This is a genomic window from Mesorhizobium sp. WSM4887, assembly GCF_029625865.1.
Taxonomy (GTDB): Bacteria; Pseudomonadota; Alphaproteobacteria; order Rhizobiales; family Rhizobiaceae; genus Mesorhizobium.
The window spans coordinates 366,782-387,198 of record NZ_JARTVP010000002.1 but is presented as its reverse complement, the minus strand read 5'-3'; the positions used below and the strand labels follow the sequence as shown (position 1 = coordinate 387,198).

At 61.2% G+C, this 20,417-nt stretch carries 30 protein-coding genes; 8 read left to right on the top strand and 22 right to left on the bottom strand.

Features of this window, described 5'->3' with window-relative positions; genetic code table 11:
- Positions 1-38: 38 nt before the first annotated feature.
- Genes P9230_RS10305 through P9230_RS10295 form a run of 3 tightly spaced genes read right to left on the bottom strand, consistent with a single transcriptional unit; the run spans position 39 to position 2,746 of the window.
- Complete coding sequence (locus P9230_RS10305) at positions 39-887, bottom strand: ABC transporter permease subunit (RefSeq protein WP_095825923.1); 849 nt, start codon at positions 885-887, stop codon at positions 39-41.
- Entirely contained in the window at positions 884-1,678 is a 795-nt protein-coding gene (locus P9230_RS10300; RefSeq protein WP_095825922.1) for an ABC transporter ATP-binding protein, read from the bottom strand. The genes P9230_RS10305 and P9230_RS10300 overlap by 4 nt, the downstream gene beginning before the upstream one ends.
- A gap of 60 nt (positions 1,679-1,738) precedes the next feature.
- Positions 1,739-2,746, bottom strand: coding sequence for an ABC transporter substrate-binding protein (locus tag P9230_RS10295; RefSeq protein WP_127213887.1), 1,008 nt, complete (start codon positions 2,744-2,746; stop codon positions 1,739-1,741).
- A gap of 179 nt (positions 2,747-2,925) precedes the next feature.
- On the opposite strand from P9230_RS10295, the gene P9230_RS10290 reads away from it, so the two are divergent.
- Both P9230_RS10290 and P9230_RS10285 read left to right on the top strand, forming a co-directional pair.
- Positions 2,926-3,201 carry a PilZ domain-containing protein gene (locus tag P9230_RS10290; RefSeq protein ID WP_278118714.1) on the top strand — a complete coding sequence of 92 codons (276 nt, stop codon included), beginning with the start codon at positions 2,926-2,928 and terminating at the stop codon, positions 3,199-3,201.
- Between the two features lie 535 nt (positions 3,202-3,736).
- Entirely contained in the window at positions 3,737-4,048 is a 312-nt protein-coding gene (locus P9230_RS10285; RefSeq protein ID WP_127248617.1) for a hypothetical protein, read from the top strand.
- 224 nt (positions 4,049-4,272) lie between these two features.
- Here P9230_RS10285 and P9230_RS10280 read toward each other — a convergent pair whose 3' ends face one another.
- Positions 4,273-4,518 (bottom strand): hypothetical protein, encoded by a 246-nt coding sequence (locus P9230_RS10280; RefSeq protein ID WP_245458904.1) that lies wholly within the window; start codon positions 4,516-4,518, stop codon positions 4,273-4,275.
- Between the two features lie 21 nt (positions 4,519-4,539).
- On the opposite strand from P9230_RS10280, the gene P9230_RS10275 reads away from it, so the two are divergent.
- On the top strand, positions 4,540-5,322 hold the full coding sequence (locus P9230_RS10275; RefSeq protein WP_245458903.1) for a hypothetical protein: 783 nt from the start codon (positions 4,540-4,542) through the stop codon (positions 5,320-5,322).
- Positions 5,323-6,466: 1,144 nt separating this feature from the next.
- Here the strand turns inward: P9230_RS10275 and P9230_RS10270 are convergent.
- Positions 6,467-6,676 carry a cold-shock protein gene (locus P9230_RS10270; protein WP_095825918.1) on the bottom strand — a complete coding sequence of 70 codons (210 nt, stop codon included), beginning with the start codon at positions 6,674-6,676 and terminating at the stop codon, positions 6,467-6,469.
- 545 nt (positions 6,677-7,221) lie between these two features.
- On the opposite strand from P9230_RS10270, the gene P9230_RS10265 reads away from it, so the two are divergent.
- Positions 7,222-7,674, top strand: a complete 453-nt coding sequence (locus P9230_RS10265; RefSeq protein WP_245322461.1) for a DUF982 domain-containing protein — start codon at positions 7,222-7,224, stop codon at positions 7,672-7,674.
- A 127-nt stretch (positions 7,675-7,801) separates the two neighbouring features.
- Positions 7,802-8,059: a hypothetical protein gene (locus P9230_RS10260; RefSeq protein WP_066995590.1), complete on the top strand. Its 258-nt coding sequence runs from the start codon at positions 7,802-7,804 to the stop codon at positions 8,057-8,059.
- A gap of 41 nt (positions 8,060-8,100) precedes the next feature.
- On the opposite strand, the gene P9230_RS10255 is transcribed toward P9230_RS10260, so the two are convergent.
- From P9230_RS10255 to P9230_RS10225, 7 genes are all read right to left on the bottom strand, one after another.
- A complete protein-coding gene (locus P9230_RS10255; protein ID WP_066999207.1) occupies positions 8,101-8,853 on the bottom strand; it encodes an NYN domain-containing protein in 753 nt (250 codons plus the stop codon).
- Positions 8,854-9,048: 195 nt separating this feature from the next.
- A complete protein-coding gene (locus tag P9230_RS10250; protein WP_164747239.1) occupies positions 9,049-9,204 on the bottom strand; it encodes a hypothetical protein in 156 nt (51 codons plus the stop codon).
- Entirely contained in the window at positions 9,131-9,430 is a 300-nt protein-coding gene (locus P9230_RS10245) for a DUF982 domain-containing protein (protein ID WP_245322470.1), read from the bottom strand. The genes P9230_RS10250 and P9230_RS10245 overlap by 74 nt, the downstream gene beginning before the upstream one ends.
- Positions 9,431-9,545: 115 nt before the next feature.
- On the bottom strand, positions 9,546-9,821 hold the full coding sequence (locus tag P9230_RS10240; RefSeq protein ID WP_095825916.1) for a DUF1488 domain-containing protein: 276 nt from the start codon (positions 9,819-9,821) through the stop codon (positions 9,546-9,548).
- A complete protein-coding gene (locus P9230_RS10235) occupies positions 9,818-10,144 on the bottom strand; it encodes a hypothetical protein (RefSeq protein WP_179293666.1) in 327 nt (108 codons plus the stop codon). Before P9230_RS10235 ends, P9230_RS10240 begins: the two co-directional genes overlap by 4 nt.
- A complete protein-coding gene (locus P9230_RS10230; protein WP_095825915.1) occupies positions 10,141-10,383 on the bottom strand; it encodes a hypothetical protein in 243 nt (80 codons plus the stop codon). Before P9230_RS10230 ends, P9230_RS10235 begins: the two co-directional genes overlap by 4 nt.
- Positions 10,384-10,413: 30 nt before the next feature.
- Complete coding sequence (locus tag P9230_RS10225; RefSeq protein ID WP_245322471.1) at positions 10,414-10,836, bottom strand: hypothetical protein; 423 nt, start codon at positions 10,834-10,836, stop codon at positions 10,414-10,416.
- Between the two features lie 947 nt (positions 10,837-11,783).
- Between P9230_RS10225 and P9230_RS10220 the strand changes: the two genes are divergently transcribed.
- The 3 genes from P9230_RS10220 to P9230_RS10210 all read left to right on the top strand — a co-directional run bounded on the left by P9230_RS10220 (position 11,784) and on the right by P9230_RS10210 (position 12,604).
- The gene (locus P9230_RS10220; protein ID WP_067003253.1) at positions 11,784-11,975 is read left to right on the top strand and encodes a hypothetical protein; all 192 of its coding nucleotides are present in this window, start codon (positions 11,784-11,786) and stop codon (positions 11,973-11,975) included.
- 102 nt (positions 11,976-12,077) lie between these two features.
- Positions 12,078-12,260 carry a hypothetical protein gene (locus P9230_RS10215; protein WP_095825914.1) on the top strand — a complete coding sequence of 61 codons (183 nt, stop codon included), beginning with the start codon at positions 12,078-12,080 and terminating at the stop codon, positions 12,258-12,260.
- A gap of 125 nt (positions 12,261-12,385) precedes the next feature.
- Positions 12,386-12,604: a hypothetical protein gene (locus P9230_RS10210; protein WP_095825913.1), complete on the top strand. Its 219-nt coding sequence runs from the start codon at positions 12,386-12,388 to the stop codon at positions 12,602-12,604.
- A 344-nt stretch (positions 12,605-12,948) separates the two neighbouring features.
- On the opposite strand, the gene P9230_RS10205 is transcribed toward P9230_RS10210, so the two are convergent.
- The 10 genes from P9230_RS10205 to P9230_RS10160 all read right to left on the bottom strand — a co-directional run bounded on the left by P9230_RS10205 (position 12,949) and on the right by P9230_RS10160 (position 20,407).
- Positions 12,949-13,416 (bottom strand): hypothetical protein, encoded by a 468-nt coding sequence (locus P9230_RS10205; RefSeq protein WP_245322460.1) that lies wholly within the window; start codon positions 13,414-13,416, stop codon positions 12,949-12,951.
- 316 nt (positions 13,417-13,732) lie between these two features.
- Positions 13,733-13,951: a hypothetical protein gene (locus P9230_RS10200; RefSeq protein WP_095825912.1), complete on the bottom strand. Its 219-nt coding sequence runs from the start codon at positions 13,949-13,951 to the stop codon at positions 13,733-13,735.
- Positions 13,948-14,349 (bottom strand): hypothetical protein, encoded by a 402-nt coding sequence (locus P9230_RS10195; RefSeq protein ID WP_127847692.1) that lies wholly within the window; start codon positions 14,347-14,349, stop codon positions 13,948-13,950. The genes P9230_RS10200 and P9230_RS10195 overlap by 4 nt, the downstream gene beginning before the upstream one ends.
- A gap of 742 nt (positions 14,350-15,091) precedes the next feature.
- Positions 15,092-15,694 carry a hypothetical protein gene (locus P9230_RS10190; protein ID WP_278118713.1) on the bottom strand — a complete coding sequence of 201 codons (603 nt, stop codon included), beginning with the start codon at positions 15,692-15,694 and terminating at the stop codon, positions 15,092-15,094.
- 493 nt (positions 15,695-16,187) lie between these two features.
- On the bottom strand, positions 16,188-16,496 hold the full coding sequence (locus tag P9230_RS10185) for a hypothetical protein (protein WP_095825909.1): 309 nt from the start codon (positions 16,494-16,496) through the stop codon (positions 16,188-16,190).
- Positions 16,493-16,681 (bottom strand): hypothetical protein, encoded by a 189-nt coding sequence (locus P9230_RS10180; RefSeq protein ID WP_127847690.1) that lies wholly within the window; start codon positions 16,679-16,681, stop codon positions 16,493-16,495. The genes P9230_RS10185 and P9230_RS10180 overlap by 4 nt, the downstream gene beginning before the upstream one ends.
- Positions 16,682-16,685: 4 nt before the next feature.
- Positions 16,686-17,189 carry a hypothetical protein gene (locus tag P9230_RS10175; protein ID WP_127847689.1) on the bottom strand — a complete coding sequence of 168 codons (504 nt, stop codon included), beginning with the start codon at positions 17,187-17,189 and terminating at the stop codon, positions 16,686-16,688.
- Positions 17,165-17,935, bottom strand: a complete 771-nt coding sequence (locus P9230_RS10170) for a lysozyme (protein ID WP_095825907.1) — start codon at positions 17,933-17,935, stop codon at positions 17,165-17,167. Before P9230_RS10170 ends, P9230_RS10175 begins: the two co-directional genes overlap by 25 nt.
- 81 nt (positions 17,936-18,016) lie before the next feature.
- Positions 18,017-18,409, bottom strand: coding sequence for a hypothetical protein (locus P9230_RS10165; protein ID WP_245322459.1), 393 nt, complete (start codon positions 18,407-18,409; stop codon positions 18,017-18,019).
- A 12-nt stretch (positions 18,410-18,421) separates the two neighbouring features.
- Positions 18,422-20,407, bottom strand: a complete 1,986-nt coding sequence (locus P9230_RS10160; RefSeq protein WP_095825906.1) for a hypothetical protein — start codon at positions 20,405-20,407, stop codon at positions 18,422-18,424.
- Between the last annotated feature and the right edge of the window lie 10 nt (positions 20,408-20,417).

Sequence of the window (20,417 nt, the reverse complement as noted above, 5' to 3'; positions counted from 1 at the left end):
GTCTCCTTCAATGATTGCGGAATCTATGGGAGCAAGCCTCAGAGCTTGCCCTTCCAGGGGATGAGGCGATGTTCCAGCCAGCGCATGCCGCTGGTGAAGGCGAAGGCGAGCACGGCGATGACGATGAGGCCAACGAACACGACGTCAGTCGCCAGGAAATTGGCCGCCGACATGATCATGTAGCCGAGCCCGGACTGGGCTGCGATCAGCTCGGCCGCGACCAGCGTCGACAGTCCGGCGCCGATGGCGATCTTCAGGCCGGTCAGGATTTCCGGCAGAGCGGACGGCAGGATGATGCTGGTAAAGAGTTGCAGCCGGCTGGCGCCGAGCGACAGCGCGGCGTTGATGCGTTCGACGGGCACCGACCGCACACCCGCCTGTGCCGCGAAGCAGATCGGCGCGAAGGTCGACAGCGAGAGCAGAACGATCTTGGAGGTTTCGCCGATACCGAGCCATATGATCAGCAGCGGCAGGTAGGCCAGCGGCGGCAAACCCCAGTAGAGATCAATCGGCACGCTGAAGATGCCCTTTACCCAACGATTGAGCCCCATGAGCAGGCCAAGCGGAATGCCGACGAAAATGCCGATGCCGAGGGCCGCGGCAATGCGGCCAAGGCTTGCCAGCGTGTGGTCGAGCAGCGTGCCATTGGCATAGCCATCGGCCGCGACGGCGTTGAACTGGGTCAATACGTCGGCCGGCGATGGCAGGAAGAGCGACGATGCCCAGCCGAGTTGCGCTGCGAGTGCCCACAATGCGATCAGCCCCGCCACCGTCACCAGGCTGATGCCGAACGTGCTTGCCGATGCTGAGCTGCGCGGCCGGGGAGACGGCCTCAGCTGAGCCGTGGCGGGAGGGAACGGGGTTCGGGAATTGGCGGCGAGCGTCATTGCAAGGTTCCTCTGCGGGCGCCTTCCGGCTGGTGGATGAGCGAGCGGATTTCCTGCCGCAGCTCGATGAAGCGCGGGCGGGACAGGATCGGCCCGATATCGCCGCTTTCGGCGAAATCGCGCACGAAATCGGCATCGAAGCGCGCGATGATGCGGCCCGGCCGGGGTGACATCACGACGATGGTCGTGCCGAGTGTGAGGGCTTCCTCGATCGAATGGGTGATGAACAGGATCTGCTTGCCGGTCTTGGCCCAGACGGAAGCCAGAAGCTGCTGCATCGTCTCGCGGGTCAGGCTGTCGAGGGCGCCGAATGGCTCGTCCATCAAAAGGATTTTCGGATCGGTGGCCAGCGCCCGGGCGATGCCGACGCGCTGGCGCATGCCGCCCGACAGTTCGTAGGGCGGCTTTTCGGCGAAATCGGCGAGCCCGACCAGTTCAAGAAGGTGCCTCGACCGCTCATGGCGTTCGCCGCGCGAGACGCTCCGGTACTTCAGGCCGAGCGCGACGTTGTCCAGCACATTAGCCCAGGGCAGCAGGGTGTCTTTCTGGAACACGACGCCGCGATCGCCGCCCGGCGCCGCGATTTCGCGTCCGTCCAACGTGATCGTGCCTTCGGTGAGCGGCAGGAAGCCGGCGATCGCGTTCAGCAATGTCGACTTGCCGCACCCGGAAGCGCCGACCGCGACAACAATGGAAGCGGGAGCGATATCGAGCGACACGTGATCGAGCGCGTGTACGTGCTGGCCGTCGGAACCCGGAAAGGTGACGCTGGCATCGCGGATTCGAAGCATGGTGGCCTCCAGGCGATCTGGCTGGCGTGCCAGCCAGATCGGCGTTTCCTTCAGGGATTGCTAGTTCGAGGCCTTGGCCACTGCCGCATATTGCGGATCGGCGAAGGCCGCGTAGCTGTCCTTGATCGAGGTGATCTTGTGCTGGTCCTTCAGGAAGCCCGCGGTGTCCTTGAGGATTTTCGCCACCGCGCTCTTCTCGCCGCCGCCCAGCCATTTGTCTGAGACCTGTTCGTCGAGCGGCGGGACGACCGTCGTCTTCAACTGCTCCGAATTCTCGGCCGCTGTGCCGCCCTGCAATTTCGCGATCAGCTTGGCGCTCTCGGAGTCTGGCCCCCAGGCGGCCGGGTTGCTCAGATAGGCCTGGTTGTAGCCGTCGATCAGCCTGACATACTGGCCGAGGAACTCCGGATTGGCCTTGGCGAATGCGCCGGTGACGACCAGCGCGCTGAAGGTGGGCGCGCCGCGATCAGCGACTTGGCCGGCCGTGAGCAGGACCTTGCCGTTCTTCTTCAGCTCGGAAAGCGCTGGATCCCAGACGAAGCCGCCGTCGATGTCGCCGCGCTTCCAGGCCGCGACGATCTCGGGCTGCGGAATAGCGATAACCTGGGTTTCCTTCTCGGAGATGCCTTCCTGCTTGAGCACCGCGAGAAGCTGGTAATGGTCGGTCGAGACCGGCGCCGCAGCAAGCTTCTTGCCGCGCAGGTCCGCCGGCGACTTGATTTCCGGCCGCACCACCAGGGCCTCGCCGTCGCGCGAGACGGACGAGATGTAGAACGCCTTCACGTCGAGGCCCTTGCTGACGGCAGCCGAAAACGGGCTCGATCCGACATCGCCGATCTGGACATCGCCGGATACGATGGCGGCGAAGATGTCGGCGCCGGAATTGAAGCGGCGGAATTCGATGTTCCATCCGGTCTTCCTGGCAAGGTCGCCATTGGCGATGCCAAGGTTATAGGGATTAGCCCCGGTTTGGTAGGCAATGACGACCTTCTTCTCGTCGGCATGAGCCATTCCAGAAGTGGCCGCCGCTGCGAGCGCGACCAGGGCGGCGGAAATCAGTTTTCGCATGAGATCGATCCTTTGAGCGGAGGGTTCACCCCTCGATTGCCCGCTCCATCTGAGCGTCGGCTCAAAATCTATTAGTTTATAGAATTAGACAGGAACGATTTTCCGAATGACAAGGGGAGAGCGGAAAATTGGCTCTCATCTGGGTCGTCAGCCGGTCCGACGCGTGATCGTGCGGAGAAATGGAAAATCGCCGAGAACAGCGACAGCGCGTCCTAAAAGGCGCGGCGATCATCAACGGAATCACGAACTCCGAAATCAGTTGCACGATCCGAAACCAGAACAATGGCGGCGCTGAACTTAAGGTGGCCGTCGAAGCGCGTGTGCCTGAACGTTTCGTCTTATATGTGCCGACCGACGGCGTCGCCTACCAGTCCGTTTTGCGGTGGCGCAGGAACGACCGGGTTGGTGTCCAATTCACCGGGACATTGCCAAAACCCCGTCTTCACTATGGCTGAAGCAAGCATCGTCAGAACTCACAGCTAGCTCAAGCCCGGTGAGCCAAATTGCTGACGGCTTCCTCAGCGGAATTCTACTAAAATCCTAACTGGCGGCATTAACGCCGGGCTGGGAGCTTCGGTCGGATCGAGCGGTGGCAGCGCAGGTCTCGGGGCCACGGTAGGCGACCCGACTGTGATCGACTCCGGCGCTGGCGCGACGGTAGGCAAGACCAAGATTTTGAAGGCCAGGATTGGTGCAAAGGTAGGCGGTCCTAATACCTTGAGGGCCGGAGCTGCCGCAACTGCCGGAGGCTCAGATGGGATCGCGACCGGTCTGGGTGCCACGGTGGGCGGTCCTAATACCTTGAGGGCCGGAGCTGGCGCAACTGTCGGAGGTTCAGATGGGATCACGACCGGTCTGGGTGCCACGGTGGGCGGTCCTAATACCTTGAGGCCCGGAGCTGCCGCAACTGTCGGAGGTTCAGATGGGATCACGACCGGACTGGGTGCCACGGTGGACGGTCCTAAAACCCTGAGGGCCGGAGCTGATGCAATGCTGGGTGGTACAAAGGGCGTAACACAAGGGCTCGCGGCGACGACCGGTGACGCGAACGTGTTTGGCTCTGCAGCCGATGTCGGAATAAGCGGTGTCACAGCAGGTGCCGGGACCGCAAGGCGTCTGAGCAGCCTGTCCAATCCCACCAATCCCCCTGATCCGAGCAACGCGAGAATGGTCAGTGTCGTCGGCGACATGTCCGGCGCACAACTGGTCCGGATGAAAAAACGCTGCGTGGACGTGCTCAGCAGTCAGGATACTTATGACCGCGACTTACGACAGCTCTGTCAGCTGATCGCGCATCGCTAAGGCATACGCCGAAACGGAAGTGAACTAGCCGCTAGGCGGTATAACACTCTCCCGCCCGGCAGGTCAGAAGGCTCGTTGCCAAGCGACGGGCCTTTTGCTTGTTCCCACAGGCTTCGGACCCCTCCTGGGCCAATAAGCATTCGTTCAACGCTTGTTCTTAAGCGGCGATGCACGAGCCTCCTGAACCCCATGCTCGAAACCGGCACAGATGAGGACGCCGCCGCCTATGCAGGCGCGCTGGAAAAGATCGCTGGATCCGACACGGCGACGATCACTGCTGCCGCTACCCAGTCGGCGACCGACAACGGCCTCGGCAATGGTACTATCACCGTCCACGCGCCGCCGACCTCGGGGCCGAACACGGCCAAGAAGGCGGTGGAGGTCATCCTCAACCAGAACCTTGATCGCATCTTCACTTCGATCTTCTCCGAGAGCAAAGTGCCGGAGCGCGCCAGAGCGGTAGCGCTCATCACCGACGCTCCAAGGCCTGTGTGCTGGCGCTCAATCCGTCGGCCTACCAGGCGGCGCTCTTCTCGGGCAACACCAGCGTCAAGCTGACTGGGTGCTCGGTCATGTCGAATTCGGCTCAGTCCGATGCCGTCAAGGTGCAGGGTTCGGCGGCGCTTCAGGCCGACTGCCTGATCGCGGTCGGCGGCGTTTCGCTCAGCAACCCGGTGACCACCGTCTGCAAGTCTCCGATCACCCAGGCCCTGCCGGCGTCGGACCCCTTCTCCAGCCTGCCGGCACCGGCGGCTGGCAACCCGTGCAAGACCGTCAACGGCAGCAAGTCGTCGCAAACACTCCAGCCCGGAACTTACTGCAGCGGCATGGACCTCAAGGGCAATGTCACGCTGCAGCCCGGCACCTATGTCGTCCAGGGTAGCCTGAAAGTGAACGCCGGCGCGGTCGTATCCGGAACCGGTGTGACAATGTTCATGTCCGGCAGCAACACCGTCAGCATGAACGGCAACGCCACGGTGACGCTGAGCGCGCCGACCTCGGGCACCTATTCGGGCGTGCTGTTCTATGGCGACAGGACTGGCACCAGCACATCAAGCACCTTCAACGGCACCGCGAGCTCGCTTCTGACCGGTGCCATCTATTTCCCCAAGCAGCAGGTCAACTACCTGGGCAACTTCTCGGGGAGCGGCGGCTGCACCCAGGTCGTTGCCGACAAGATCCAGTGGTCCGGCAGCACGACCATCAAACAGAACTGCTCGAGCCTGGGGATGAAGGACATCCCGTCGGCCCAGTCGGTTGCAATCGTCGAGTAAGGCTGTGGTGGCGGCAGGTTCCAGCCGAGGCCATAGCCCTGGCTATGTAAGTTGCCTGCCATTCAGCGGCCAGAACGGAAAGAGTACGAGAGCGTGGTGACGCTCCATAAGCCGTCGACGAGAAGGCGCCTCTGGCGACCAGCCGAGTTGAGGGCTCTCGACGTTGATCTGAAACCTTATCGACGGTCCCGCGTTGGCTCCTCACGATTTCGGGACCAGGAAATAAAATGCAAGGTTTGAAGCGGTCGTGCTGGACGGGAGCCGACATAGACGAGTTTGCGGCAAAGCACGGCCTGACAACCAGGCAGGCCGAAATTGTGATCCAGAGCAACGGTCCGTCCAAGCGCAAATGCGACCTGGCAGCCGAGGCGTTTATGGCCGCGCTCAGACAGTGCAGTTGTTCGCGCGAAAAAGGCGCGAGAAGATCCCCTCTAAGGTCGGGAAGCAATGATAGCCGTAGGGTTTGAACTATGTCCGGTGAAGCCGCGACCTCTCACAAGGTCGCGAGCGAGGACAGACCGGAGGCCGCAGCTACCAAGATGACTGGCCGGGCCGTTGGAGACCGGCGCCCGAAAGTCCATGGGTTGGGTGACTGACGAGGCCACGTAGCTCGCCTTCAAGTGGAGCTGGGGCGACCCGGCCTGGGCGGGGAAGTCAGCGGGACTTGGGCGTATCAGGCCGGGCCTCTTACCCCGTTCAGCGAGAGGGCAGATGCGCACTTTGCGCCGCCTTTGTAGCGAAAATTTCTAAGACTTTGCCCCGGCAAACGGCTCGTCCCAGGGGTGCCCGGATCGTTTCGCTGATACAGCTTAGCCGTGCTTACGCCCGTTCGTTCGCTTCTTCGCCGTCGGCGTGGATATATTTGTTGCCTCACTGGCAAGCCTCGCCAGCCTTAACCGCTCGGTCTTCTGTTCTCGGGCGGCGGCTTCACCGTTGACAATTTGGCGGGCTGCCCTGGTTGTGGCGTCCTGCTTCGTTTCGATCGCGGTCGGTTTGGGTTTGAATATTCCTTGCGGTATTTCAGGGTGTCGCACGATGCGGTCTCCAACCAGGAAAAGAAAAAAGGTCGGGCTTGCCCGACCTCTCTCATCTGCGCTCTGTGGCCAATGCCAGTACATCCGTGGTCAACGGCCCGCGCAACAATTTATGCGGCTTGCAGGTTCTCGGCCGCGAGTTTGCCGTTGCGGTTGTCCTTCACGAGATCGAAGCTGAGTTTCTGGCCCTCGACAAGTGAGCGCATACCCGCCCGCTCGACAGCGGAGATGTGGACGAAGACGTCCGGCTGGCCGCCACCCTGCTCGATGAAGCCGAAGCCTTTGGTCGCGTTGAAGAACTTAACGGTTCCCGTATTCATGGCGATTTCCTTTCAATCATCCATAGAAAATTGCCTGCCGTGCAAGACACACGGCAAACAGTTCAGATCGATTTTGAGAGGAGAAGATCGCCGAAGACGCGTATCGCGTCAGAAACAAAGTTCGACAGACAAGATCGATATTTGCAACATAGGCCCACTCTGTCTTCTAAGCAAGGCGCGGCCGGAAATAATTCTTCACTGACGGACGAGCTTCCAACTGGCGAGGCGGTTCTGGAATGACACTCGGCAGCTGATTGCGTAATCCACCATCCGACCTGGATGGCGGGACGATCACCGCGAGTGGCGGATAGACGCCAGGCGTTGAACAGAACCAATCGTTGCGTCCGCTCGTTCTCCATGCCAATTCCCCCGCGGAGGACCACCTTAAGGAAAGGAAGGGTCACCTCAGGAAAATCGAACAGGTGTTCAAGTCGACCGGCAAGAAGACTTGGAAATGCACTTCATCGAAGGGCCTCGCTTGGAAGTCGGCGGCCTCATGCTCTCAAGTCCGGCTTGCTGGCGGCCTGCCAGGCGGTTGAGCACCCATGACATTGCCCGGCCGGCTCTTTGGGGAATGGGCGCAGGAGCTCGAGCACGATAAGACGCATAAGCTGCTCAGCAGATCCTCGACCAGGAGAAACACCTCGCGTCAAGAAAACGGCTTGACGGCGAACTGGGAGGTCCCGCGCGAATTGGGGCGGAACGTGGAATTGCCTCGCTATCCAGGCGTCGATGCCCTAAGGACAGCGATGCAAAATCCCAAATTCACTCAGCCGGTGACTGTTCGGGCCAGTGCTCAAGGCGCCGAGACGATCATCACTGACGTTTACGAATGCTCGTCATTTCTGCTTCGGAAGTGGCCGGGCAAGCGTGGACCGTCACATCGCGCCGCGCTCCAGGCTTGCCACGATGCCAGCGCGGACAAAAAGCCCATATCGAGCGTTCGGCGGGCGTTCGCTTTGGCTGCGCGCGAGGCTGGTATCCTGGTGGGGCAATAACGGAGCGGGCTTGCCGAGGGACACGCGGGATATATCTATCCGCACGCCGAGGGTAGTTACCTGGCCAACCGACATGAACAGACGACCAGCGTGATGCCGTTTGCAGACAGGTCAAAGGAGGTCCGCCATGTCAAACCCGTCACGGGCATTCTACACAAGTTCCAACGGCGACCGCTGGCTGGTCGTTAAGGTCGGCGAGCGCGATGAGATTTTCGTGAGGCATGAGCCAAACCGGGCCTCGGGCGGTCAACCCTCCGAGGTTGACATCGAGACGTTCATGGCCCGCGGGCCTGGCTCGCCCGAAGGCGAAGCCTTGATCGATCTGCTCGACCAGCTGCGCACCGAACAGGACCGGGCGAGCATGGAAAAGCCAGACGGTCGATAAATAGCCAACCTGCAAGGACTCGGATAGCTGCGCCGTACCGGTCACGTCTTCCGCCCTCCCCTCCGCGCTGCCTGCGGTTTGATTCTGATGCGCAACGTTCCGCCCTCCGGGCGGTCGATTTCGAACGCGTTCGTCTTGCGGACGAGATCGCTCAGCTTGCGAAAACCAAAGGTGCGGGGATCGAAGTCGGAGGCCAGATTGGCAAGCTGCGTGCCGACCGCACCGAGCGGAACCCAGCCATCCTCGCTTTCCATCTGCGCGATGATCTTCCGAATGATCGGCACGGCCGCTGAGGGCGGTTGCAATGGCTTCACGCTCGATACCGCCTCAGGTTCGTTGCCCGGCGCAGACGGAAGCAGATTCTCGGTATAGACAAATCGCCTGCATGCCTGTCGGAAACTCTCGGGCGTTTTCTGTTCGCCGAAGCCGAAGACGTCGATGCCCTGCTCGCGGATGCGGGCGGCCAGCCGGGTAAAATCACTGTCGGAGGAAACCAGGCAGAAACCGTCAAACCGACCGCTATGGAGGAGGTCCATCGCGTCGATGACGAGCGTGATGTCCGAGGCGTTCTTGCCTGTGGTGTAGGCGAACTGCTGCTGGGGTATGATTGCGTGCTTCGAAAGAACGTCGGCCCACGCTTTCGAGCGCGAGCTTGAAAAATCGCCGTAGATGCGACGCACGCTGGCCTCGCCAATCTTGGCGATCTCCTCGAACAGCCCATCGGCGATCTTGGCCGACGCATTGTCGGCATCGATCAGGACGGCAAGGCGCGGCGACCGCAGCTCGGACGGTATCATAGAGCTTCCCTAGCGCTGTTCATGCGACCTGAAGTTTTTGCTCTCAATGTCAATGATGTCGCCGCAGTTGGAGCATTCCATCTGGGTGTGAGTACGAATCCAGCCGACGAGGGTCTTTGCCTGATAATGGCAACGGGGACACTCCACGTCGATTTCGAAGGTATCCGTCTCGCGCTTTGTCATCGCCATGCCTCAGCTTTCGTCAGCAGCGGGCTCTCGCGCTTCTTTCTGCTCTTTGGATGAAGGTTTCTCCTTCGCAGCTTTACCCGCAAGCTTAGCTTCTTTCTTGGCCGCCTTTGCCTTGTCTCGTTGACTCCGCTCGTATTGATAGTTTGGCTTCATCGCCATTCGAACTCTCCGTATGCAGGTATGGTAGTCTCCCTAGGCAAAAATGGCCCGCAGCCTCAAGCGCGGTGAGAAATGCGACAATCGCGTCCTCGGCAGCAGCATCTCCGGCGCAGCACTTCATCGCGTCCCTCCAAGCTAGGCTGTCGTTTCCAGGCCAATGGTCAAACAGGAAATCGGATGCCTGTGCGACAGGCTCAATGAGAGTGAAGCCGATCGGACCGGCCATAGACAACCACGGAACCGGAATCTTGGCTGCCATCGTGCACCCTACGCCCGATTGCATGCAAAGACGAGCGTGGCAGGGGCGTATTGTTTACCCGCTTTGATCGCACCGGACGCTGCTACCGGAAATCCGCGGCGGTCAAAGTATAGGAATCGCGGCGGTTGCGGGCATAAACTTTCCCGGCGAGGTCCTGGATGGAGGGCCGCAACGCGTCAAATGCCGAAAGACAGGCCTTCTCGGCGCTTCCGTTTCCGCCCAGGGCAACGCCGGATTTGGCCAGCGCCTCGGCCTCGATGAAGAAACGGACTTGAAACATGCCGTCATAGCCGATGAAGCAGACGGCATTGCGTGCTTCATCGAAGCTTCGGCTCGGGTTCGGGAAGGCGAGCGTCATGACTGGCCTGCCGGTGTTTCGGGAGCGCCGGCGGTGAATGACCGCGCGGCGGTCCTCGCCTTGCGGCGCTCGCTGTTGCGAAGGTTGAGGGACAGCATGCTTTTGGTCGCTTCCGAACGGCTGAGCCCGATCATGAAGGCGCCGTCCACATATGCCGGGATGCCAGTGAAGACGTGATAAACCGTCCAGGAACGATCGGGTTCGACCCGGCGGCCATATTGGCGGTCTCTAAAGGCGCATGCCTGCGCGCCGGCTGCATTTTCCTCGCCTGGACGAGCCGAGGGTTCGCGAGCGGCATCGGTGCGCTGGTTACTCGCCTTCATGGTGGCGGCCCTTTGTCTGTCCCCGCCTGCGCGGGAATGACGCCGGAGTAGATCGTCGTCCCGTCGGCGTCGGCAATTGCGACCGCATCTGGCCACTGCGGCATGTTCAGCGTCCTTGCCAGAAGCAGCGCGATCTCAATCGCCGCGTCGAGGTCGGCCGCCTCTACGGTCTCACGGCCGACGACGGCGTGCGCGTCGTCGGCAACGCGCGTGCGATAGAATTCCATCACGACCTTCATCCGAGCCCGTCGCGCGCAAACATCCTGCCGTCAGCCCTTGCTCTTGCTTTGGGTGTGGATGCCGCTCGCGCCTTTGATTTGGCCGAACGCGCTCTCAGGCTTCAGCGGAAGCTTTTCCTGCTTCGGCTTCCTGATCTCTCTGTTCGAGCGTTTCTGTCCCTTGGCCATGTCGAATGTCCTTTCGATGAGCCTTATGCCGCCGTGCGATACCTCGGCGACCGGTTCCAGCCTGTCCTCCGTGACCACCCGCTCGTGCGGTTCGGCGTCGCTGCGGATGCGATATTGCGGCGAGTTTCCCCTCGGAGGCAGGGTACGAGTGACATGGTAGATTTCGCCGGTCTTTGGACCGACGCCGAGACCGCCCTTCAACCGGACCGCCTGTCCGATGTCAAAAAGGCGCGCCGGGGCTCCGTGCTGGATGGGTCGTGCGTTGCGTTGCATGAGGGTGGTCATGGTTGTCTCCGGTCCTTGTCGAGCGCCGCCTCGAGTAAGGCCGGCTCAATCTGCACCAATTTTCCTTGGACCCCCGCGCGGAGATGGCTGGTGAACGCGGCCACGCGGCGCCATGCCGTGCGCGAAGCGCCTTCGAGAGACTCCTCAGCGAGGCGTATGAAGGTCGGCGTGGTGCGAGTGGTCACTTGCGGCTTTCTGCGGAAACGCGCACATGCGCCTTCCGCTTCAAATTCAGCCCAACCGCGAAACAATGTTCGAACGAAGCGACATGCCGCGCCGGGAGCGACGCAATGCATTCACTATCGACAATTCGGAGGCACGTGGCGAGGATTGAATGCCACTTCGACCAAATCAACGAATTTTATATATGCGCCCCCATTGCGCCGTTAACAAGGTGGTCGCTGCGTTTTATTTCTCGTGGCCAAATAACAAAGCGAAATACAGGGTCAAGAAAATCGGCCGGAATTCACGTCATCCGGCGCGATATTTTCCGAGTCTCGCAATTATTCCGGCCGATAATTTAGCGGGCCCGACAAATAATTTCGGTGATCCTATCTATCGCGAGGCAATCTGTTTATAGAGGGGTATGCGCACCCGTTCCGCGACAAGAAAGAAGTGCCCTTGGAGGATGATCGCCCGACAGCCGCGCCAACCGAGGAGCCTGGCATTTTGAGCACCGCCAGGGTCTTGTCCATGCGTGAACCGCCTCGCAGGTTTGGCAAGCTTGGCATCAAGGGGTCGTTACCTGTCCCGACGAGGCGGGCTAGTGCGAATGGCATGGAGACTGCGGCGAAACGCATGGGTGTGGCGCTCTCTTCATTCGGTCCACTCGCCTTGAGGCGTGTGTCGCGCTCTGGATTGTCGCTGTTGCTGGCCTCGGTTTTTATTATCTTAAAGCCTGAACTGGTCGGCATCTGGCGAGAGGCGAAAACGAGAAGGATGCGAGCATGGCAAACCGCTACGCGCTCAGGATGGACGAGCCGAACAGCTGGACCGTTTTCGATATCTTCACCGGCCAACCTGCCGAGTTCGAGAAGAAGATGATGGTCGGCATCAAGACGCGCCGGGCGGAAAAGATTGTTGGTGAACTGAATATTCAGGACGCCAAGCGGCGGGAAGAGGCCGGCCGGGAATCCTGATTGGCAAGCCCATAATGCGGTTCAGGGCTCCTGGCCCGGCCATGCGGATAATCGCGAATGTCGACTGCCCCTGCAGTCATTTCACGTGAAAGGATAAGACCCATGAGAACCATGAAAACACCGGATGCACGGCCGCTCGTGATCGTCGCGGTCGCGAAGTCACCCAAGATTATCTCAGCTCGGCTGACGATCAGAACCGACGAAGCAGCAAGGCGCAGGATTGCTGACACTGACGGCACTCTGAGGCGGGCACGCGAACTCGCGGAACGCAATCGCCTGATTTGAACCAGCCCTTCATTGGCCCAAGATGTCTACCGCAACAGCCGCCCTGGTGATTAGCGCCTCAAACTGCAATCCCGGCGAGGCAAGGTTGGGGTTTGGGGGATTGGGTAACCGGTGGGATAGTGACAATGGCAACTCTCGAATTGATAACCGTTGAGGAGCGGCCCGGTGGCCAGCTTCTATTTAATGTTCGCGTGACCTCCACCGGCGGCAAAATAGAACTGCCGATCGCCATTGAGGGCCAAGGATCTGTCGCTTCGAATGAAACGACGGTTCTTCAGTTCGCACTTGGTTTTGCCAAAGACCTAGAGGCTTCGGTCCGGCTTCGCCTTGGAGTGGAAAAATAGCGGTCTCTAGCAGCGACGAGTCACTGTGCCAATGCATCATCGGCGAGACCGTGGCCGTCCAGTAACGCCGCCTGTGGCTTTTCTGTCCCCAGCAGCGGCTTCCACGACTAACGCCGACCGAAGCGACCTTGCTTTAATTCCCACGCCAAGGCGTGGCTGAATACCTAGCCGCGGAGTCCTTCGCTGCGCGCTTAACTTCGTCTCTGTGCATCGTTCTCGCCTTTTGAGCAGCGAAGTCTGCTTACGGCCGCCGGGCAAGCTAGCTCCAATGGCCGGATGGGGGCGCATTGCAGCAACAGATTGGGGCCGGAAGCGGAAAGACCTGTTTAAGATCCCACTCGGTGTTATCCAATCTGGACAGCAGAACGTCGCCGCATGATGAGCCAGCCTAGGAGCAGCGCTAGCGAAAGGTTCGCCAGAGCGAGACTTGCTAGCGCAGCCAACATGCCTTGGGCACCCGAATGTTCCAACAACAAAGCGGCGACCGAAGGAGCCGCCGCCTGCGCTATGAGACTTGGCATGGCAAGACGGCCCATGAGCTTCGCGTAACCTGATGGCCCGAACAGCGCTAACGGGAGAGTTCCTCGCGCAATCGACTCCAATCCGATGCCGGCACCGTAGAATGCGAGCGCAACCGGGATGTATGGCAGGCCAGCCCACAGTGCCGAGACGCCGATCGCCACGAAAGTCACAGATGCACATTTGGTCCAGATCGGATGATGGTAACGAGCAACCAGCATTTCGATCGCTCGAGCTCCTACCTGCGCAGGACCGACGACAGCTCCGAGGGCGACCGCGGCAGCAAGCGTCATGCCCCCTCTCTGCAAAACCGTCAGCATGTGGACCGATAATGTGGAGGAGATCACGGCTGCGAGTGTGAGGGTGGTTGCGAGAACAACCATGATGCCGAGATTGGAATTGCTTTCACGAACCGGAGCCTCCGGCTCCGTCGGAGCAGATCTGGCAACTTGGTCTGGCGCGTGCGGCGGGCTTTTTATTAGTTACGCCTAAAGTTCTGACGTCAGTCGCCGAACGGTAGTCCAGACTTGCCTCGCTGCCAACGGGGCAAAGGCCAGGCCTGTGCGCCCATGGTCCCCTCGATGCCCTCGAAGGCCGGGCCCCCGATATCTAGGCTGCATCGTGCCCCGCTTCCTTTTCCAGCAAACGCGACAAGTGCAGTTCGTGAAGCTCCTGCATGCTTTCAACGAGTTCGAGGAATTCAATCGCCTCGGCAGCTGGCAGTTCGAGGCGTTGTAGTTTGGCTATCCGTTCCCGCTGCAGGGCAAGGTGCTGTCTGCCGAGCCTGACGTGCCCTCGCACCATCTCAATGTCATCAGCAAGCGTCATGAGCTGGAACGGCGGGGGACAGGCCTGACGTTCCCCTCGGGACCAACAGCAATGCAAGACGCATCGCTGACACCGTAGACCGAGCTGATCTTGTCGAGACCAAGCCGCATCACCTGACATTGGGCAAAGTTGAAGGCCGGCAGGCGATGCCTGAAGGAACGAATGACGGTGCCTATACCGGCCTCCTCGACAATGACGCGCCATTCGTGCCCCGTCTCGGCGATGGACACAAAGTTCCGGGTCAGATGCGGGCTTAGCCGGTGGGGGTCGGTCAATGGCCTGGTGTCCCGCAATCTCTGCTGGGAGCGGTCAATCGCCTTCCTCGCTTCAGCAATCAGCCTAACGTCATCCGCGGATAGGCGCGCGCGTGAAAAATACTTGACGGAATGGTCGGACATGACTCGCTCCGGTCTTGATGCAGACGGGAGCGCTAGGTCGCTGTCTCTCAGCCGCCGGCGTCCTTTGGCAGTTGCCGACGATAATGGTTAACATACACGAAGTCGGTTCTGTTCCCAACGAAATACGAAAAGACCTTACCCCGTCTCCGGGTGCAGACGGCCTGAAAGCTGCCACCTAGGCACGGGGCGGGCTCGAAGAGCGCGTCCAGGGGACGGTGCCAATGTCACCCGCATCTTGCACTATACACTTAGCTAAGGTGACCTGCGATGGAAGAGCTAAAGCTGCCCAAAGATGCTAACCTGGCCGGGAAAGTAATAGAAGGTCACTACCAGAGAGAGCAAAGCAAGATTGATCGGGGCTTGATAGGTGGAATATTTGGCACTCGGGATAGTGTTGCCGCAAACGTCGCAGCGTGATCACCCTCGTGGCATCTGCCGTCCTGATAATCTTCTCGGTAAGATGGGCTGGGGGCGACAGTTTTTCCTACAAGGATGCAGCGACAGCCCTTTCGGGCCTAATCTCATTGACCGTGGGCTATCTTTTCGGGCGATCGTCGAAGGATTGATCGGTGACAACAAAGCTGACCTCGGACGTCACTCGCGCCCGCCACGCTCGAACCCGCGGCTTCGGCCAGCACGCTTAACCGGCGATGTGCCAGTGGCGCGGCTGGCTTATTCGACGTTCGCCGGCGGGACAATGACGCTCGAGTCGTTGGACAACCTCTAATCCGCCAGGGTCCCGTCATGGTGAGTTTGGGACTAGCTCTGGGGCGGGAACAGGCGGGGTAAGACTCTCCTCAGGCGGCGGCGTCTGCGCCAGTTCACAAAGTTTCTGCTGTGCGCTGATCATCGCGTTGCCGGTGTTTACCAAAGACCGTATCTGGCCCTGAGACGTCGCCGCAATCTCGAAGAGCTCCTTTTGCGGCAGTCGCCTCAGTTTGTCCAACCCCTCTTTCGAAGCAATATAATTCTCTTTGAGGATACCATATTTTTCCAGGCTCTCTTTGTACATTTCCACGAGCTTGGGTGGGGGTGCGTAACAGTAAAGCTTCCGGAAATCTGCGTCGGTCATCAAAGTCGACAGTGCGATGCGTCTATCGACGCCATCAAAATTGACGTCACGATGGTCAGCCACATATCGGACAACCCGGTCGGTGGCCCAATCCCGGAGCTCCTTCGGCGCCTTGTCATTCAAAAGGATGGTGTAGGCGTTGTTGAACTCTTGGAGTTCAACACTTTGTCGTGTCTGCCAGTTGGCGAAAACAGCGTTCAAACAGACCGTGAGCACCGGGATGATGATCACGGAAAAACTGGTAAGCCAAAGCCCGGATTTACTCACTTCCATAACGCCTCACAGACCGCGCCTCGTCCAATGGCACTAGAAGTCAGTGTGACATATACGAAATTGCAAGGGTCCGAGGCCGCTTATTAACCGAATTCTTCAAAGAACGCCCGCGAGCACGAGGGCCCAACCGGCGATCTCAGCAAGCTGCCGCTTCACCGTTCTGATTTTGATCGTTGAGACGTGCTTCAGGTAGAGCTTCAGCGGATCGCTCACGTTGCGAAGCCGCCCTTGATTATGAAGGTCACGATCGCCGTGAGGATGCCGGCGATGATGATCCACATGACGCGGGTGAAGGGACTTTGCCTGTCCGACCTTCCTGTCGCCTAACGCAAAAGAGCCCCCACCGGCCGAAGCCGATGGGGAGACTGGAGGTGATGTGCAAGGAATTACAGGGGGAGCGCCTGCGCTATCTGAAGGTAGAGCAGCACCCCGAGAGCGCCGGCCAAGAGGAAAATCAGACCGGTCAGAACTTCGGAAGCGGTGCGCGGCAGCCTCACGGCTTCGGTCCTTTCAGCTGGTCGACTATCTGCGTCAGTGCCAGTAACAACCCCGCAACCGTCAAAATGATCCACATCGATGTGGAGCCCAGCCAGCGCAAGCGCGTCCAGAGTTGAACGACGGCGAACCCGGCTTCGAAATGGTCCTCGTTCAGATCGAGAAATTTGTCGAGCCGTTCGCGCCGCAGAGGATCCAGCCGGCCAGCCCAGATAAGGGCCTCGCGCTGTTTGCTGTCGAGGCGATCGAGCCAGAGGATCGTTTCCGGGTCGAGTTCGCGAAGACGCTGGGGCACTGCTGCGCTCATTTCACGAGCGCCTGGATGGTATCGCCCTTGGCGTGGTTGAGGCGAACGCAGTCCCCAAGCCGGCGGCGATCTTCCGCGTGCAACCGGGTCTCCTCCTCCGTCGAGACGAAGCGATGAGGGATATCGACCACGCCGACGCAATCCTGCATCACGCTTGGATCGACGTGAGCGGTCGGCTTCGGCACAAGGCTATCGACCGATGGCGTCGAGGCGCTCTGACACCCCTGCAGAGATGCCATCACGCTTGCAGCCAGAAGGATTGGTCGAAAGGGGCGGTGCATTGTCTTGGTCCTTCTGCGCGCGCACCAGGTCGGCCATGCGGCCGGCGTCGCTATGCTGCTTGTCGATGTAGGCTTGTGCGGCGGCGTCGACGTCCTGCTGGCGTGTCTTGTTGTCGGCCGCCTTCGCGATGGTGGCGAGCTTTATTTTTTCCTGCCACAGTGCGTCCTCGGCCTTTTGGCCGGCGCCATATGCCCGATCGACGCGCCCGCCGACGAGGCCGGTCAGCTGCGGACCGACAAAGGGGATGTCGCGCAGCGGGCCGAGCGGCAGGCCCTCGTAAAATAGGATGATGCCGCCGCCGACGATCAGCGGCAGCCCGACGCGGCTGATGCAGAAAGTCCAGACCGGGCCGAGGACGGCCAGAACCGGCGCGATGAAGGCAAGCATCATCGGCTCGCACTTATCATGCAAAGCGCCTCCTCACGCTTGCGACGTTCGAAGAGGCCGCGCAGGACCCTACGGCCGGCCCTATCGAACCAGGTCAGGGCTTGGCAGCCGCCCGAGACATCACCAGCGTTGAGGCGGCGCGTTGCAGTGCTCTTTCCCGCCCCGGCGGGGCCGACGTTGTAGGCCAGCGAGGTGTAGGCCGCATCACGCGTTGCAGGCAGGCGGACGTTGATCGTCTCCGTGGTGAAATACCTGTGCAGCCCGGTGCGATGCTCGGCCACCTCGACCTTGAGAAGGTCGAGGCATTGCTGGTCGGTCAGTACCATGTTGGCGTGTACGCCGCGCGTCGAGCCGTAGCAGATCGTCCAGACGCCCACGGCATCACGATAGGCGCGGTTGCGCTTGCCCTCTTCTTTCGCAATGAACGGCACCGCGATGTCGAGCGTCTGTGCCTCGGTTGCCGGACTGCCAGCCAAGGGGCTTGCGTTGGAGGGCCACGCGAGCAGCAGCGCCAACGCGAAGACGATCGCCGCGACGGCTATGATGCGGAGCCATTCCTTCCATGGCGACAGCCCCTGCTGGTAAACCCGCCCGACGATGCCGGCGAGCAGCAGCAGCACACCGAGCCACCAGGCGACATTCGGGTCATAGTCCTGCCCGGTCACGTGATACCAGAGCTCCGGCAGCACGAGCACAGCGAGGCCGAACACCTGCATCCAGAAACTCAGAGACAACAGCACCACGCGGCGCACGTCAGCGACGAGACGCATAACACTTCCTTTCCGCCCTAGAGGGCAGCTTGATCAGATGAGAACGAGGACTCGAGTCGACGCCGGCGTGCGTGCCCGCCGTCAGAGCAGCGCGGCGGCCGTGAAGAAGGCGTCGATCTGGGCCGACGTGTAGCCGAGCGCGGCGAAGCCGGATTCCATCATCGGCTCGCTGCGCACGAAGCTTCCACTGTATTCGAAGGCGTCTTGCATCTCGACAGGCTGCGTTCCGATCCAGGCGATGACCTGGGCGCGCAAACCGGCAACGCTTAGCTGGAGGTGGAATTGCCGAGCCGACACGCTTTCCGGCACAACGGCAGGCGGTGCCGGGGGAGCGCTGAACACGCCATTGCTATAGATGCCGCCGATATACCCCGGCTCCGCGAGCGGGACGATCGTGAACCCGTCGAGTGTGAAGGTCGGGTCGCCCTCAATGATGTTGACGACATCGGTGCCTTGGATGACTGCCAGTTGCATGAAATGCGATCCTTATTTGAACTCGAGTATGAGAACGACGCCGGGCGCGCCAGCGCCGCCAGCGCCAGCGCTGTACGAACCGCCGCCGCCGCCAGCGCCGTATGCCTGCGCGGCCGCGCCGGCATTGTGGCTGTTAGCGGTCTGGCCGCCCGCGCCGCCGCCGCCCCAAAAACTTGCGCCGCCCTCGCCGCCTTGAGAGTTGCCGGTCGCATTGGTGCCGGAGCCGCCGTCGCCGCCGCCGAGGTTGAGTGTGCCGTTGGCTGCCGTGCCGCCCCGGCCACCGAGGCTCTGAGAGGCTGCGGCAGAGCCACCGTTCGCAGTGACAGTGCCGAATGCGGATGATCCACCTGCGGCGCCGGCAGCGCCGCCCGAACCAATTGTAACGGTCTGTGCCGAGACACCGTTCATGAAGAAGATGGCCGTGGCGCCAGCGCCACCGCCGCTTTCACTGCCGCTGCCGGTGCCCGTCGTGCCGCCAGCGCCGCCGCCCGTCACGAAGACGATTGCACGGCTTGCGCCTGCGGTCGGCGTATAGGTGCCCGAGGCAGTCTTTACCTGGACGTTGACGAGCGTGCCGGCAGCTGCGGTCGCCGCAGCGGCCGCCGCAAATGCCGTGCTGGCGATCTGCGCGCTATTCGTGCCTGCCGCTGCAGTCGGCGCGGTGGGCACGCCGCTGAGTGCCGGGCTCACCAGCGTCTTGTTGGAGAGCGACTGCGCCGAGGACAGGTCAGTGACGATCGTCGTGTCGATCGCGAACTGCGTCCCCGCCAGGGTCAGGCCGTTGCCGGCCGTGTATGAACCGACGCCCGCCGTCTGTGCGAACGTGATCGGGTCGGTGCCAATGACCGGGTTTTCCTTGGCATTCTGCGTCCAGGTCGTGGCGCCCTGCGTCGCTCCACCCGTCACGAACGTCTGGTCGCCAAGATCGATGTCGGCGGAGAGATTGTAGTAGGACGCACGCGTCAGGACGAAAGGCGCGCCCGCGCTACCGGTCGCCGTCACCGTGTAGATGCCGTTCTGGAACGACGAGGCCTGGTTCTTGACCAGGATCACGTCGTTGAGGTTCGCGGCGACGCCATCGACCGTCAAAGCACCGTTGGCAGAGGCGGTGAGCGTGGCACCGACGCCGGATGCTCCGTTGGCATAGGTGACCGCCGGAAGCGCCGTGGTCGTGGCCAGCCTGGTCGCCGGCAGCGTCGTGGTGGCGAAGATCGCTGCCTGCACATAGGCCGTCGTTGCCAGCTTGGTCGAATTGTCGCCGGGCGTCTGGGTGACGGCGGTCGAGGCCGAGCCAAGGGCAACGGTCGGGTTTGTGGCGAAGACAAGCGGACCGCTACCGGTCTCGTCGACCATCGCCGCGGCGAGCTGGGCGCTCGTGCCGCCGGCAAGAAAGGCCAGCATGTTCGCGGCAAGGCCCGAGACGTCGCTGATTGCAGGCTGCGCAAACGTCGGGTTGCCGCTGGTATCGACACCCGTCCCGAACTGATGGGGAGGAGCGGCCGCAGATTTTACGCCACCAAGGGCCACGGGCTGCGGCGTGGGTAGATCAGCCCCGATCAGCGCTCGGAATGCGGGCACTCCGCTTCCGAAGGCCGGAGTAGCCAGGATAAGGTTGGGGAGCTGCGAAGCGAGCGATATCCCGCTGTCGGCAAGGGCAGTGCCGCCGGTCGCCGAGAAAACGGGAATGTCGCCCACCACGGAGTTCGACGGCCCGACGATGGTGCCGTTGGCGATCGGTCCGATCGTTTGCCCGCCGATCTGGAAGAAGAGCCCAAAGATGGTCATCCAGATCTGGCCGTCGACCGGTACTCCCGGAGCAGCGCCAGGAGGGATGCTGAATCCAGCGCCGTCGGACGTAGAGGCCTGGGTGTTGAGCGGCCCTTGCATCGTGTCGCCGCCCCGGTTCACCGGGGTATAGCCGAGCGCGTCCTGCTTCTGCGAGAACAGATAACTCCACTGGCCAGCGGTCAGGACATTGCCGTAGCTGAAGGGATTCATTTGTCCCAAT

Coding starts and splice junctions, on each gene's coding strand:
- P9230_RS10185 (WP_095825909.1), bottom strand. CDS start 16,496: ATGAGCGCAGCAGTGCCCCAGCGTCTTCGCGAACTCGACCCGGAAACG.
- P9230_RS10170 (WP_095825907.1), bottom strand. CDS start 17,935: ATGCGTCTCGTCGCTGACGTGCGCCGCGTGGTGCTGTTGTCTCTGAGT.
- P9230_RS10290 (WP_278118714.1), top strand. CDS start 2,926: ATGGAAAATCGCCGAGAACAGCGACAGCGCGTCCTAAAAGGCGCGGCG.
- P9230_RS10280 (WP_245458904.1), bottom strand. CDS start 4,518: ATGAGCGCTACCGCTCTGGCGCGCTCCGGCACTTTGCTCTCGGAGAAG.
- P9230_RS10265 (WP_245322461.1), top strand. CDS start 7,222: ATGACATTGCCCGGCCGGCTCTTTGGGGAATGGGCGCAGGAGCTCGAG.
- P9230_RS10190 (WP_278118713.1), bottom strand. CDS start 15,694: ATGGAAGTGAGTAAATCCGGGCTTTGGCTTACCAGTTTTTCCGTGATC.
- P9230_RS10165 (WP_245322459.1), bottom strand. CDS start 18,409: ATGCAACTGGCAGTCATCCAAGGCACCGATGTCGTCAACATCATTGAG.
- P9230_RS10245 (WP_245322470.1), bottom strand. CDS start 9,430: ATGGCCGGTCCGATCGGCTTCACTCTCATTGAGCCTGTCGCACAGGCA.
- P9230_RS10270 (WP_095825918.1), bottom strand. CDS start 6,676: ATGAATACGGGAACCGTTAAGTTCTTCAACGCGACCAAAGGCTTCGGC.
- P9230_RS10215 (WP_095825914.1), top strand. CDS start 12,078: ATGAGAACCATGAAAACACCGGATGCACGGCCGCTCGTGATCGTCGCG.
- P9230_RS10205 (WP_245322460.1), bottom strand. CDS start 13,416: ATGACGCTTGCTGCCGCGGTCGCCCTCGGAGCTGTCGTCGGTCCTGCG.
- P9230_RS10220 (WP_067003253.1), top strand. CDS start 11,784: ATGGCAAACCGCTACGCGCTCAGGATGGACGAGCCGAACAGCTGGACC.
- P9230_RS10300 (WP_095825922.1), bottom strand. CDS start 1,678: ATGCTTCGAATCCGCGATGCCAGCGTCACCTTTCCGGGTTCCGACGGC.
- P9230_RS10235 (WP_179293666.1), bottom strand. CDS start 10,144: ATGAAGGCGAGTAACCAGCGCACCGATGCCGCTCGCGAACCCTCGGCT.
- P9230_RS10210 (WP_095825913.1), top strand. CDS start 12,386: ATGGCAACTCTCGAATTGATAACCGTTGAGGAGCGGCCCGGTGGCCAG.
- P9230_RS10195 (WP_127847692.1), bottom strand. CDS start 14,349: ATGTCCGACCATTCCGTCAAGTATTTTTCACGCGCGCGCCTATCCGCG.
- P9230_RS10260 (WP_066995590.1), top strand. CDS start 7,802: ATGTCAAACCCGTCACGGGCATTCTACACAAGTTCCAACGGCGACCGC.
- P9230_RS10285 (WP_127248617.1), top strand. CDS start 3,737: ATGCTGGGTGGTACAAAGGGCGTAACACAAGGGCTCGCGGCGACGACC.
- P9230_RS10200 (WP_095825912.1), bottom strand. CDS start 13,951: ATGACGCTTGCTGATGACATTGAGATGGTGCGAGGGCACGTCAGGCTC.
- P9230_RS10225 (WP_245322471.1), bottom strand. CDS start 10,836: ATGACCACCCTCATGCAACGCAACGCACGACCCATCCAGCACGGAGCC.
- P9230_RS10305 (WP_095825923.1), bottom strand. CDS start 887: ATGACGCTCGCCGCCAATTCCCGAACCCCGTTCCCTCCCGCCACGGCT.
- P9230_RS10240 (WP_095825916.1), bottom strand. CDS start 9,821: ATGACGCTCGCCTTCCCGAACCCGAGCCGAAGCTTCGATGAAGCACGC.
- P9230_RS10160 (WP_095825906.1), bottom strand. CDS start 20,407: ATGAATCCCTTCAGCTACGGCAATGTCCTGACCGCTGGCCAGTGGAGT.
- P9230_RS10295 (WP_127213887.1), bottom strand. CDS start 2,746: ATGCGAAAACTGATTTCCGCCGCCCTGGTCGCGCTCGCAGCGGCGGCC.
- P9230_RS10250 (WP_164747239.1), bottom strand. CDS start 9,204: ATGGCGATGAAGCCAAACTATCAATACGAGCGGAGTCAACGAGACAAG.
- P9230_RS10230 (WP_095825915.1), bottom strand. CDS start 10,383: ATGAAGGTCGTGATGGAATTCTATCGCACGCGCGTTGCCGACGACGCG.